Raw genomic sequence first — 12,474 nt, forward strand, 5'->3', positions numbered from 1 at the left:
AAGCATTTTTTTCGTTTTAAATTTGTTCTGCCAAAACCTTTTCAGCAAGGTTCATAGCGTGGTCTGATACACGAGTGTAATGTGAAATAATATCGATAAAGTTGACACCTGCTTGGGTAGAACATTCTCCGTTATTTAGACGTTTGATGTGAGTCTTACGAAGGACACGTTCCATGTTGTTGATGTCTTCGTGTCGCTCGATAAGAGCTTGAGCTTTCTCGAGGTCGTTGTTTTCCACACTCTCAAGAGCATCTTTGACGAAATCACTAGTTTTAAGATAAATCTCTGCTAGTTCTTCTAAGGCAGCCTCAGAGAATTGAACATTCTTGCGTTGCAAATAATCGTTAAGATTGAGCAGGGCTTCTGCGTGGTCTCCGATACGTTCCAAGTCTCGTGAAGAGTCAAGGATATTTGTTAAGACTTCACTCTCTTTTTGGCTCAAAGCTTCACCAGATAAACTAATGAGGTAACGAGTCAATTTTTCATCAATGGTATTGATAGCTTCTTCAGTCTTATGTCCCTTTTCTGCAACTTTTTCATTAGAATTGATGATATAGTCGTAAGAGAGGTCAAAGGCTTTCGCAGCATAATTACCCAAGTGTAGAAGTTCTTTTTTAGCATTTCCAAGAGCGATAGATGGAGCTTGTTTGATCAGTTGCTCATCAAGGTAAAGTGGCTCGTATTTGACAACTTCGTCTTCTCCAGGGATAAGTTTGGTTACCAAGAAGGCAAGAGCTCCGATGAATGGAAACTGAATGATTGTATTGGTAATGTTGAAGGTTCCGTGGGCGAAGGCAATGGTCATTTCTGGAGCTAGATTTAAGAAGCTCTCAAACCATTGGATTAAGCCTGTAAATGGAACGAGGAAGATAATACAGATAACAGTCCCGATAACGTTAAAGGCCACATGGGCTGCCGCCACACGTTTGGCAGCAATATTAGCACCCAAGGAAGCGATAATAGCAGTGATGGTTGTTCCAATGTTATCTCCAAAGAGAACTGGTAGGGCACCCTGAAGGTCAATCAGATTGCTAGCGTATAGATTCTGTAGAATCCCGATGGTCGCTGAGGAGGCTTGAATCAGAAGGGTTAAACCTGTTCCGACAAGAACACCCAAGATTGGATTTTTACTAAGTTCTACCATGTAGTCTTTAAAGACTTGTAAATCCTTAAGGGGTTCCATGGCGCCACTCATAAGATTGAGGGCAAAGAAGATACCACCGACACCAAAGACAATCCGTCCGATGTTATTGATGGTTCTATTTTTTGTGAAGAAGAGACAGACTGCTCCGAGAAAGAGCATAGGTAATGCGTAGTCTCCCAATTTAAAACCAATGATAAAGGATGTGACAGTTGTTCCAATATTGGCTCCCATAACAATCCCAATGGCCTGACGTAAGGTCAATAGTCCAGCGCTAACCAGACCAACTGTAATAACCGTAACACCTGAACTCGATTGAATCAGGGCAGTCATCCCAATTCCAACTAAAATTCCAAAGAAAGGATTGCTAGTATATTTGTCAATGTAATATCGAAGACGATCTCCAGCTGCTTGTTGCAAACCGTCCCCCATGGTTTTGATACTATATAAGAATAGTCCCAGGCCACCTAAAAAGTGAAATGCAATTTCCTGCCAATTAATGGACATTTTATTTTCCCTCCGAAAACTAATCGCGGAATTTCTCCCATTCTATTTTAAAGGATTCTAAGCAATCTAACAAGTAGTAAATAGTAAATTTTAATAAAAATGTAATGAATCTTTTATTAAAAAGTATCATTTAGTTGGGATATCATTATTCCAACTAGTAAGCATTTAATGATTTTTTGGATGAAAATTTAAAATTAGTGAGAGTTCCGATTATCTAATAATCACTAGTTTTATACTCTTATTTTTAAAGTAACAGACTAATCGAGAAAGAGAAAAGTTTAAGGTTTTGCTATCTCTTTTATTGATTTTGTGATATAATTAACACGTAAAAAAAAGAAGGAGTCATATCTAATGGCAAAATTGACTGTTAAAGACGTTGACTTGAAAGGGAAAAAAGTTCTCGTTCGTGTTGACTTCAACGTACCTGTAAAAGATGGCGTGATCACTAACGATAACCGTATCACTGCAGCTCTTCCAACTATCAAGTACATCCTTGAACAAGGTGGACGTGCAATCCTCTTCTCTCACCTTGGACGTGTAAAAGAAGAAGCAGATAAAGAAGGTAAATCACTTGCTCCTGTAGCGGCTGACTTGGCTGCTAAATTGGGTCAAGAAGTTAAATTTATCCCAGGTGTTACTCGTGGTGCTGAATTGGAAGCAGCTGTTAACGCTCTTGAAGATGGACAAGTTCTCTTGGTTGAAAACACTCGTTACGAAGATGTTGACGGCAAGAAAGAATCTAAAAACGATCCTGAACTTGGTAAATACTGGGCATCACTTGGAGATGGTATCTTCGTAAACGATGCATTCGGTACAGCTCACCGTGCACACGCATCGAACGTTGGTATCTCAGCAAACGTTGATAAAGCTGTTGCTGGTTTCCTTCTTGAAAACGAAATTGCTTACATCAAAGAAGCAGTTGAAGCTCCAGAACGTCCATTCGTAGCTATCCTTGGTGGATCTAAAGTATCTGACAAGATCGGTGTTATCGAAAACTTGCTTGAAAAAGCTGATAAAGTTCTTATCGGTGGTGGGATGACTTACACATTCTACAAAGCACAAGGTATCGAAATCGGGAACTCACTTGTAGAAGAAGACAAATTGGATGTTGCTAAATCTCTTCTTGAAAAATCAAATGGTAAATTGATCTTGCCAGTTGACTCAAAAGAAGCGAACGCATTTGCTGACTACACTGAAGTGAAAGATACTGAAGGTGAAGCAGTAGACCCAGGATTCCTTGGTCTTGATATCGGTCCTAAATCAATCGCTAAATTCGACCAAGAATTGACTGGTGCGAAAACAGTTGTATGGAACGGACCAATGGGTGTATTTGAAAACCCTGACTTCCAAGCTGGTACAATCGGTGTGATGGACGCTATCGTGAAACAACCAGGCGTTAAATCAATCATCGGTGGTGGTGACTCAGCTGCTGCAGCGATCAACCTTGGACGTGCAGACAAATTCTCATGGATCTCTACTGGTGGTGGTGCTTCAATGGAACTCCTCGAAGGTAAAGAACTTCCAGGTCTTGCAGCTTTGACTGAAAAATAAGAATATAAAAAAGAGGCTGGGACAAAAGTTCTAGCCTCTCAATTGTCTTTGGGTTGTCGAGCAGGACGCAGTAGTTGAGTGGGCTCTACTACGCTGATTTCATCAGCTTTTACAACCCTACTCAACTGTGCGGAGGTGGGACGATGAAATCGAATTCTAACGAATTACCGATTTCTGTCCCACTCTCTTTTTTGCGCTCTTTTAAAGTTTGAGAGTAGCGAGGGATAATTGGACAGAATCCAAAAAAATAGTAAAATAGAGGAATACCAATCTAAATGAAATTTGAGTGATAATCGTGGAAAAAAAAGACAATCATACAAAAACAGCTATTTGCGGTATTATCAATGTCACCCCAGATTCTTTCTCTGACGGGGGTCAATTTTTTGCTATTGAAGAAGCCTTAAAACAAGCTCGAAAATTGATTGCTGAAGGTGCCACTATTTTAGATATCGGTGGAGAGTCTACTCGGCCTGGAAGTAGCTATGGCTATGTTGAGATAGAAGAGGAAATCCAACGTGTCGTTCCAGTGATTAAAGCTATCCGTCAAGAAAGTGATGTTCTGATTTCGGTAGACACTTGGAAAAGTCAAGTTGCAGAAGCAGCTCTAAAGGCTGGGGCCCATATAGTCAATGACATTACAGGTCTTATGGGGGATGAGAAGATGGCGGAAGTGGTTGCCAAAGCTGGAGCTCAGGTAGTCATCATGTTTAATCCAGTAATGGCACGCCCTCAGCACCCTAGTTCACTTATCTTCCCTCATTTTGGCTTTGGAGAGCCTTTTACAAAGGAAGACTTAGAAGAGTTTGAACAACTATCAGTAGAAGAATTGATGACAGTTTTCTTTGATCGTGCACTGGCAAGAGCGGAAAAAGCAGGAATTTCGAAAGAAAAGATCATGCTAGATTCTGGGATTGGCTTTGGCTTGACCAAAAAGGAAAATCTCATACTTCTACGTGACCTTGATAAATTACACGAGATGGGCTATCCTATCTTTTTAGGAGTCTCTCGCAAGCGCTTTGTCATCAATATTCTGGAAGAAAATGGTTTTGAAGTAAACCCAGAAACTGAAGCAGGCTTCCGAAATCGTGATACTGCTTCAGCTCATGTGACCAGTATCGCTGCTAGACAGGGTGTAGAAGTGGTGCGTGTACACGATGTAGCCAGCCACAAGATGGCAGTCGAGATCGCGTCTGCTATTCGTCTGGCAGATGATGCGGAAAATTTAAACTTGAAACAATATAAATAAGATGAATAAAAACGAAACGAATCAGTGGATAGCTAACTATCGGACAGACCAACCGCATTTTGGTTTGGAGAGGATGGTGGAGCTATTAGCCCTACGTGGCAATCCCCATCTGAAACTCAAGGTTATCCATATCGGAGGAACCAATGGTAAGGGGTCTACTATAGCCTTTTTGAAGAATATATTGGGAAAGATGGGGCTAAGAGTTGGAGTCTTTAGCTCACCCTATCTGATTCATTATACCGATCAGATTGCCATTAATGAGGAATCTATCCCAGAAGCAAGATTAGAGGCCTTGATGGTAGACTATCGCTCACTACTTGAAGGGGAGCATGCTCATGATTTGCAGGGGACGACAGAGTTTGAGATTATCACTGCTATAGCCTATGACTATTTTGCTTCTGAGCAAGTCGATGTGGCCATTATGGAAGTAGGTATGGGTGGACTTTTGGATAGTACCAATGTTTGTCAGCCTATCTTAACAGGTATTACGACCATTGGCCTGGATCACGTAGCTTTACTAGGGGATAGCTTGGAAGCTATCGCGGAGCAGAAAGCTGGAATTATCAAACAAGGAGTTCCCCTGGTAACGGGGAATATTGTCCCAGAAGGCTTAGCAGTTATCAACCAAATCGCGAAAGCGAAAGAGGCTCCTAGGCTTGTTTATGGGGAAGATTATCAAGTTAGCCATCATGAGAGTGTGGAGACGGGTGAAATCTTTGATTATTCAAGCCCGCTTAGACAAGGTCGCTTTCAGACAGGATTGCTGGGTTTGCACCAGATAGAGAATGCTGGGATGGCCATAGCTTTACTTGATACTTTTTGTAAAGAAGATGGTCGAGAATTAGCTAGTAATAACATAGTGGCTCAAGCCTTAGAAGAAACAAGTTGGCCAGGACGCTTTGAAGTTGTTTGTAGAGAACCCTTAATGATCTTGGATGGGGCCCACAATCCTCATGCCATAAAGGCTTTAGTAGCAACCTTGCAAGAACGATTTGCTGATTATCACAAGGAAATACTTTTTACATGTATCAAAACCAAGGCCTTGGAGGATATGTTAGACTTGTTAGGAACTTTGCCAGATACTGAGCTGACATTGACTCACTTTGATGATGGTCGAGCGACAGACGAAAAAGTACTAAAAAAAGTAGCTTATTCTAGAAATCTCAACTATCAAAGTTGGCAGGAATTTCTAGACCAAAAAATGACAGAAAATGAAGAGAAAAAAACAGTTAGGATAGTAACGGGCTCCTTGTATTTCTTGAGCCAGGTGAGAGCCTATCTAATGGAGAGGAAAAACTAGAAAATGGATACACAAAAAATTGAGACGGCTGTAAAAATGATTATAGAAGCGGTCGGTGAAGATGTTAACCGCGAAGGCTTGCAGGAAACTCCTGCACGTGTAGCTCGCATGTACCAGGAGATTTTTTCAGGACTTGGTCAAACTGCGGAGGAGCATTTGTCAAAATCCTTTGAAATTATTGACGATAATATGGTAGTGGAAAAGGATATCTTTTTCCATACCATGTGTGAACACCACTTTTTACCATTTTATGGTCGAGCTCATATTGCCTACATTCCAGATGGCCGTGTAGCAGGCTTATCAAAGTTAGCTCGTACGGTGGAAGTCTACTCTAAAAAGCCACAGATTCAAGAACGCTTGAATATCGAAGTGGCAGATGCTTTGATGGACTATCTAGGTGCCAAAGGTGCTTTCGTTGTTATTGAAGCAGAGCATATGTGTATGAGCATGCGTGGTGTTCGAAAACCAGGAACTGCAACCTTGACAACAGTAGCTCGTGGAGTGTTTGAAACGGATAAAGATCTTCGAGATCAAGCATACCGTCTTATGGGATTATAAAAATCGATTCAAACGATTTTTCTAGAAAGGACTAGTTATGGATCAATTGCGCATTAAGGATTTGGAAATTTTTGCCTATCATGGTCTTTTCCCGAGTGAGAAGGAACTGGGCCAAAAATTTATCATTGATGCAAGCTTATCCTATGATATGACCAAGGCTGCTACGGACCTAGATTTAGAAGCTTCTGTCCATTATGGCGAGCTCTGTCAGCAATGGACGACTTGGTTTCAGGAAACCACTGAAGACTTGGTTGAAACAGTTGCCTACAAACTAGTAGAGCGCACTTTTGAAACCTATCCAAAAGTTCAAGAAATTAAACTGGAACTCAAAAAACCATGGGCGCCTATTCATCTACCACTGGACACCTGTTCAGTAACCATCCATCGCCGCAAACAAAGAGCCTTTATTGCTCTAGGTAGCAATATGGGGGATAAGACGGCTAATCTCGAACTAGCTCTTGACAAGATGCGTACTCGAGGGATTCGTATTCTTAAAGAATCTAGTGTGATTACAACTGAGCCATGGGGTGGTGTAGAACAAGAAAGTTTCGCCAATCAGGTGGTTGAAGTAGAAACTTGGCTGCCGGCTCCAATATTGTTAGATACCTTGTTAAGCATTGAGGCAGAAATGGGTCGGGTTAGAGAAGTGCATTGGGGACCTCGTTTGATTGATTTGGACTTGCTTTTTATGGAGGATCAAGTTATTTATACAGATGACCTCATCTTGCCGCATCCTTATCTTGCTGAGCGACTCTTTGTCTTAGAGTCTCTGCAGGAAATTGCGCCTCATTTCATCCATCCAGTCCTAGGACAACCGATTCGTCACTTATATCGTCAATTGGAGAAAGAAAATGGGCAAGGTTTCTGAAACTTATAGTAAATGGAAAAGTATAGGGGAAGGTCTTGTAGCTATTGTCTTAGGCCTCCTCTTGATTTGTTTTGGGCAGGTAGTTCCGATACTGGGTTACCAACTCCTGATGGCCTACTTTTTCTTGTCGGCAGTTTGGCAACTATTGACGCGATGGTTTCAAGAAAAGTCCCGTAGAGAAAATATATTTGTAACTCTAGCCAAACTCTTTCTTGCAGTCATCCTATTTGATTCAGTCATCTTGCAGGACATCGCTCTCTATCTCTTGGTTATTATCATTGGAAGTTATCAGCTTTTTACAGGCCTAATCAGTCTGATTACCTGGTTGCTATACCGAAAAAATCATATTCATCCAAGGATTAATTACTTATTTGATGCTGTATGGATGATGGGATTTGGTCTCTATAGTATTTCCCCTTTTCATGATGCGACAAATTTTGAATTACTCTTACTTGGTTTTTACTTGATTATGTTGGGGGCAAGCAGCCTCAGAGATGGATTCTTTTTTGAAAAAGGGAAAAGCAATCCTAAGCTCAAGCGTAGAATGAGAATGACCCTGCCTATATTCATGACAGCCTTGATTCCCATCGGCACCTTACGACGATGGAATGAAAGGTTATCTAGTCATCAAGTAGAAGAGAATGAAGTGCATTTGGAGAGAAAAAATGAAAAATCTGTTGATTTAGAAATTTTCATCCATACTTCAGAATCATCTTTCTTCTTGGCCATGGGTCATGAAGATATCTGCTATCAAGGTCAGGTTATTTCCTACGGCTCTTATGACCCTCATTCAGAACGCTTGTTTGGTACAATTGGCGACGGGGTTTTATTTAAGGCCAATCGTGAAAAATATATTGAACTTTGTAAGAGAGAAAGCCAGAAAACCTTATTCGCCTATGGTTTAAGCCTGTCTCAACAACAGAAAAAGGCCATCGAAGAACGATTGAGAGAGATAGAAAGTCTCTTGATACCTTGGGAACCAAGTTCACAACTGTTGAAAAGAAGGGAAGGAGAGGTCAAACATACCTACTCTTATCAGCTGAAACACGAGGCTGATGCATCCCTCTATAAGTTCACATCATCTAAATTTAAAACCTACTTTGTTCTCAGTACAAACTGTGTTCTATTGGCCGACTCTATTGTTGGAGAGGCTGGAACTGATATCCTTAGTCCCCAAGGTTTTATCGTCCCTGGGACTTATCAGGACTATCTTGATTTAGAATTTAAAAAACCGAGTGGTATCGTGGTCAGTCGTTCTATTTATTAAAAAAAGAAAACTCTAGTCAGAAGGCTAGAGTTTTTAAAATAGGTCATTTTCTTCAGGTAGGAGGATGGTTTCCTTACCGTCCATATCCATAACAAGTACTTTCGGTGGGTACAAGGGGTCAAAGGGATGATTAAAATCGAAGTCAATCGTAGTCGGTAGGTGCTCACTTGAAAAACGGAAGGTGATGGAACCGTTACTGTTTAAGAGCTGAAATTCCAACTCATCTTCTAATTCAAAAACATGCTTTAAGAAATGATCAATAATGTACCAGATTGAGTCAATCACATCGTCTGGGAGATTGGTTACCACACCAAAGCTGGCACAACGTCTATGAGAATCCGTAAAAGCCATCCATGCCTCCTACTTAATTTTTTATTATCATACTGCAAACTGGCCTAAAAATCAAGAAAAGTAAACTGATTTCAGAAAATATGATTTTTGATACATTTTTTTCAAAGAAAGTTTATATATCCCTTGAAAATGCTTACAATTAGTGGTAAACTAGTAGTGGTGTAAACATGAAAACAAAATTTTCAACATTAGAAAGGAAACGGTATGAACACAGATGATACAGTAACAATTTATGACGTTGCCCGAGAAGCAGGAGTTTCAATGGCAACTGTCAGTCGTGTAGTCAATGGCAACAAGAATGTCAAAGAAAACACTCGTAAGAAAGTTCTAGAGGTGATTGATCGCCTAGACTATCGTCCAAATGCAGTAGCTCGTGGCTTGGCAAGCAAACGAACAACAACTGTTGGGGTTGTCATCCCAGATATCACTAACACGTATTTTGCTGCGCTAGCAAAAGGAATTGATGATATTGCAGAGATGTACAAATATAACATCGTCCTTGCCAATAGTGATGAGGATGATGAAAAAGAAGTGGCAGTTGTAAATACACTCTTTTCAAAACAAGTTGATGGTATTATCTTTATGGGCTATCACTTAACAGAGAAAATTCGCTCAGAGTTTTCACGTTCACGTACCCCTGTAGTTCTTGCAGGAACAGTGGATGTAGAACACCAGCTTCCAAGTGTTAATATTGACTATAAGAATGCTACTGCGGATGCTGTTCGCCATTTGTTGAAGCGTAACAAAAAAATTGCCTTTGTGAGTGGCCCGTTGGTAGATGATATTAACGGTAAAATTCGCTTGGTTGGCTACAAAGAAGCTTTGAAAGCAGCAGGAGTCAACTATAGTGAAGGACTTGTATTTGAATCTAAATATCGCTATGATGATGGTTATGCTCTGGCAGAGCGCTTAGTTTCTTCAAAAGCAACTGCAGCGATTGTGACTGGTGATGAATTGGCAGCTGGTCTCTTGAACGGCTTGGCTGATCATGGAGTTTCAGTACCAGAAGACTTTGAAATCATTACGAGTGATGATTCTCAAATCGCACGCTTTACTCGACCAAGCCTTACAACTATCGCACAACCCTTGTATGACTTAGGTGCGATTAGTATGCGTATGTTGACTAAAATTATGCATAAAGAGGAATTAGAAGAACGTGAAGTCCTCCTACCTCATGGTTTGACAGAGCGCAAATCAACTCGCAAAAAGTAATAAAAAAACCAGGAATCTAGCTGATTTCCTGGTTTTTTATTATCCTTCCATATATGTTTGGAGTTGTTCGCCCTTAAGTCCAGCATTGATTGCGATAAGAAGCTTCAGTCGTGCTTTTTGAGCGTTTAGTTCTTTAACAAAATATACACCATCATTCTGAAGACAAACACCACCGCCTTCGTAGGCGTAAACAGGTTCTGCAATCCCATTGAAACAACGTGAGACTAGTGCAATAGGAAGTCCTGCTTGACTGAGAGACTTTAATTTTTCAGCTGTTTCCTTTGGTACATTTCCAGCGCCAAAAGCCTGAATAATTAATCCATCTAGTTGGTCAACAGGAAGTAAATCGAGAAGTTCATCGGTCATGCCCGCATAAACAGGGATAATAGGGACCAACCCTTGAATGCTCTCAAGGTCAAAACGAACACGAGGTTCTGCCGTTTTGAAGTAGAGAATTTCCTGCTTCATAATGAGCCCGAGTGGTCCATGAGTTGGTGTTTGAAAGGTACTAACGTTAGTAGTATGCGTTTTTGTGACATATTTGGCGGCGTGAATTTCATCGTTCATAACGACCAACACACCCTTATCTGCAGCCTTGTCATCACTCGCAACGCGTAAGGCGCTAAGATAGTTGTAGACGCCATCGCTTCCCAGTTCATTGGAGCTTCTCATGGCACCTGTCAGGACGATGGGTATATGAGGTACTTCCATGGTGTCGAGGAAATAAGCCGTTTCTTCTAGTGTATCTGTCCCATGTGTAATGACAACACCATCATAGGACGATGCCTCTTGTTTAATCTTTTTGTAGAGAGCCAACATATGCTTAGGCTTGATGTATGGGCTGGGCAAATTTAAAAAATCCAAGGAATGGACTTCGATACCTTCGAGAGGATTAGAGATATGATTCATAGGGTTATCAGCACTAGTCCTTACAGCTCCAGATTCATCTGCCTGCATGGAGATAGTGCCACCAGTATGTAAAACAAGGATTTTCTTAGTCATGATTCACTCACTTTTTCTGAAATGTGGTATAATCATTGTATCATAAAAGAAAGGAATGAGATAGAATGGAAGTCAAAGCTGTGTTTTTTGATATTGATGGAACGCTTGTAAATGACAGTAAGAGTGTTTTGAAGTCCACAAAGGAAGCTATCAAGATTGTGAAAGAACAAGGGGTGCTTGTTGGGGTAGCAACAGGGCGAGGACCTTTTTTTGTTAAGGATTTGATGGATGATTTGGACCTGGATTTTGCAGTGACCTACAATGGCCAATATATCTTTAACAAAGATCGTGTTCTTTTTGCAAGCCCTATTGATAAGAGAAGCCTCAGACAAATCATCTCTTATGCTAAGAAAAATCGAAAAGAGATTGCCATGGGAACGCGACAAGACGTTGTCGGTTCTCGGATTATGTCTTTTGGGCTCAGTCCTCTTTCACAGCTAGTTAGTCGATTTGTACCTAAATTTTTGACTCGTACTGTTAGTCATTCCTTTAATCGTATGGTCAGTAAGGCCCTTCCTCAGAAGGAAGATGATTTGTTGGACTTAATCAACCAACCAATCTATCAGGTGCTTATGTTGATGACGCCTGAGGAGACAAACCATGCTGCTGAAGCGTTAAATCATTTGAAATTTACCAGAAGTAATCCATTTGCGGCCGATATTATCAATCAAGAAAATTCTAAGTTAGAGGGTATCCGTCGTGTCGGGAAAGAGTATGGTTTTGAACTCAATCAAGTCATGGCCTTTGGGGACTCGGATAATGACTTGGAAATGTTGGCTGGTGTTGGTATGTCTGTTGCCATGGGAAATGGTAGTAGCAGTGTAAAAGAAGTTGCTAAGCATATTACTGCCAGCAACCAAAATGATGGGATTCACAAGGCTTTGGAATATTTTGGAGTCTTGGCTTCTGAAAAAGTCTTTGTCAGTCGTGACTATCATTTCAACAAGGTTAAGACCTTCCATCGTATGATGGATGAGCGAACTCAAGAAGAACCTATAGCTTGGGATTTAGAAGGGGCGACCCACCGTGCTGGCTTTAAGATTGAAGAGTTAGTTGAATTTGTCCGTGCTGCAAGCACTTCTGAAGAGGAATTCCAACAAGCTGTGCATGATTTACACCAAGCACTTGATATAGCTGCCGAAAAAGTATCTCAGTCAACACCAGCTGAGAAAACCCTCGTTGGTCAAGTGGATGCTTTGATTGACACGCTCTACTTTACTTATGGAAGTTTCGTTTTAATGGGGGTAGACCCAGAGAGAATCTTTGAGATTGTCCATCAAGCAAACATGGGTAAAATCTTCCCAGATGGTAAGGCTCATTTTGATCCAGTAACCCACAAAATCTTGAAACCAGATAACTGGAAAGAAAAGTACGCTCCAGAGCCTGCAATAAAAAAGGAAATAGAGCGCCAAATCAAGGCTTATGAACGTCATAAGGAAAGAGAAAACCAAAAATAAAAGGAGCAGATGCT

The 12,474-nt window shown here is 40.9% G+C and carries 11 protein-coding genes; 8 read left to right on the forward strand and 3 right to left on the reverse strand.

What is annotated here, in order from left to right; all coding sequences use genetic code 11:
• Positions 1-16: 16 nt before the first annotated feature.
• The gene (locus tag SPAR10_RS05615) at positions 17-1,648 is read right to left on the reverse strand and encodes a Na/Pi cotransporter family protein (RefSeq protein WP_004251733.1); all 1,632 of its coding nucleotides are present in this window, start codon (positions 1,646-1,648) and stop codon (positions 17-19) included.
• Positions 1,649-1,999: 351 nt separating this feature from the next.
• Here SPAR10_RS05615 and SPAR10_RS05620 point away from each other — a divergent pair, with 351 nt between their 5' ends.
• From SPAR10_RS05620 to SPAR10_RS05645, 6 genes are all read left to right on the forward strand, one after another.
• Positions 2,000-3,199, forward strand: a complete 1,200-nt coding sequence (locus SPAR10_RS05620; protein ID WP_004251735.1) for a phosphoglycerate kinase — start codon at positions 2,000-2,002, stop codon at positions 3,197-3,199.
• A gap of 295 nt (positions 3,200-3,494) precedes the next feature.
• Positions 3,495-4,445 (forward strand): dihydropteroate synthase, encoded by a 951-nt coding sequence (folP, locus tag SPAR10_RS05625; protein ID WP_004251739.1) that lies wholly within the window; start codon positions 3,495-3,497, stop codon positions 4,443-4,445.
• A gap of 1 nt (position 4,446) precedes the next feature.
• Positions 4,447-5,745, forward strand: coding sequence for a bifunctional folylpolyglutamate synthase/dihydrofolate synthase (locus SPAR10_RS05630; RefSeq protein WP_025170543.1), 1,299 nt, complete (start codon positions 4,447-4,449; stop codon positions 5,743-5,745).
• 3 nt (positions 5,746-5,748) lie between these two features.
• Positions 5,749-6,303: a GTP cyclohydrolase I FolE gene (gene folE, locus SPAR10_RS05635; RefSeq protein ID WP_004251744.1), complete on the forward strand. Its 555-nt coding sequence runs from the start codon at positions 5,749-5,751 to the stop codon at positions 6,301-6,303.
• A gap of 37 nt (positions 6,304-6,340) precedes the next feature.
• Positions 6,341-7,171: a dihydroneopterin aldolase gene (gene folB, locus SPAR10_RS05640; RefSeq protein ID WP_004251747.1), complete on the forward strand. Its 831-nt coding sequence runs from the start codon at positions 6,341-6,343 to the stop codon at positions 7,169-7,171.
• Entirely contained in the window at positions 7,155-8,438 is a 1,284-nt protein-coding gene (locus SPAR10_RS05645) for a DUF308 domain-containing protein (RefSeq protein WP_004251751.1), read from the forward strand. Before folB ends, SPAR10_RS05645 begins: the two co-directional genes overlap by 17 nt.
• Before the next feature lie 33 nt (positions 8,439-8,471).
• Here SPAR10_RS05645 and SPAR10_RS05650 read toward each other — a convergent pair whose 3' ends face one another.
• Positions 8,472-8,789 (reverse strand): DUF960 domain-containing protein, encoded by a 318-nt coding sequence (locus tag SPAR10_RS05650; protein ID WP_004251754.1) that lies wholly within the window; start codon positions 8,787-8,789, stop codon positions 8,472-8,474.
• A 204-nt stretch (positions 8,790-8,993) separates the two neighbouring features.
• On the opposite strand from SPAR10_RS05650, the gene ccpA reads away from it, so the two are divergent.
• Positions 8,994-10,001: a catabolite control protein A gene (gene ccpA, locus SPAR10_RS05655; protein ID WP_004251755.1), complete on the forward strand. Its 1,008-nt coding sequence runs from the start codon at positions 8,994-8,996 to the stop codon at positions 9,999-10,001.
• Between the two features lie 39 nt (positions 10,002-10,040).
• Here the strand turns inward: ccpA and SPAR10_RS05660 are convergent, their stop codons facing one another.
• Entirely contained in the window at positions 10,041-11,003 is a 963-nt protein-coding gene (locus SPAR10_RS05660) for an asparaginase (RefSeq protein ID WP_004251756.1), read from the reverse strand.
• Positions 11,004-11,068: 65 nt separating this feature from the next.
• Between SPAR10_RS05660 and SPAR10_RS05665 the strand changes: the two genes are divergently transcribed.
• A complete protein-coding gene (locus SPAR10_RS05665; protein WP_004251757.1) occupies positions 11,069-12,460 on the forward strand; it encodes a Cof-type HAD-IIB family hydrolase in 1,392 nt (463 codons plus the stop codon).
• Positions 12,461-12,474 lie beyond the last annotated feature (14 nt).

Origin of the sequence: Streptococcus infantis SPAR10, from assembly GCF_000279535.1 — a bacterium.
In the GTDB taxonomy this organism is placed as follows: Bacteria; Bacillota; Bacilli; order Lactobacillales; family Streptococcaceae; genus Streptococcus; species Streptococcus infantis_I.

What these genes read in the sequence shown, in the direction of transcription:
- folB (WP_004251747.1), top strand. Translation starts at nt 6,341, where the DNA reads ATGGATCAATTGCGCATTAAGGATTTGGAAATTTTTGCCTATCATGGT.
- SPAR10_RS05620 (WP_004251735.1), top strand. Translation starts at nt 2,000, where the DNA reads ATGGCAAAATTGACTGTTAAAGACGTTGACTTGAAAGGGAAAAAAGTT.
- ccpA (WP_004251755.1), top strand. Translation starts at nt 8,994, where the DNA reads ATGAACACAGATGATACAGTAACAATTTATGACGTTGCCCGAGAAGCA.
- SPAR10_RS05615 (WP_004251733.1), bottom strand. Translation starts at nt 1,648, where the DNA reads ATGTCCATTAATTGGCAGGAAATTGCATTTCACTTTTTAGGTGGCCTG.
- folE (WP_004251744.1), top strand. Translation starts at nt 5,749, where the DNA reads ATGGATACACAAAAAATTGAGACGGCTGTAAAAATGATTATAGAAGCG.
- SPAR10_RS05650 (WP_004251754.1), bottom strand. Translation starts at nt 8,789, where the DNA reads ATGGCTTTTACGGATTCTCATAGACGTTGTGCCAGCTTTGGTGTGGTA.
- SPAR10_RS05645 (WP_004251751.1), top strand. Translation starts at nt 7,155, where the DNA reads ATGGGCAAGGTTTCTGAAACTTATAGTAAATGGAAAAGTATAGGGGAA.
- SPAR10_RS05660 (WP_004251756.1), bottom strand. Translation starts at nt 11,003, where the DNA reads ATGACTAAGAAAATCCTTGTTTTACATACTGGTGGCACTATCTCCATG.
- SPAR10_RS05665 (WP_004251757.1), top strand. Translation starts at nt 11,069, where the DNA reads ATGGAAGTCAAAGCTGTGTTTTTTGATATTGATGGAACGCTTGTAAAT.
- SPAR10_RS05630 (WP_025170543.1), top strand. Translation starts at nt 4,447, where the DNA reads ATGAATAAAAACGAAACGAATCAGTGGATAGCTAACTATCGGACAGAC.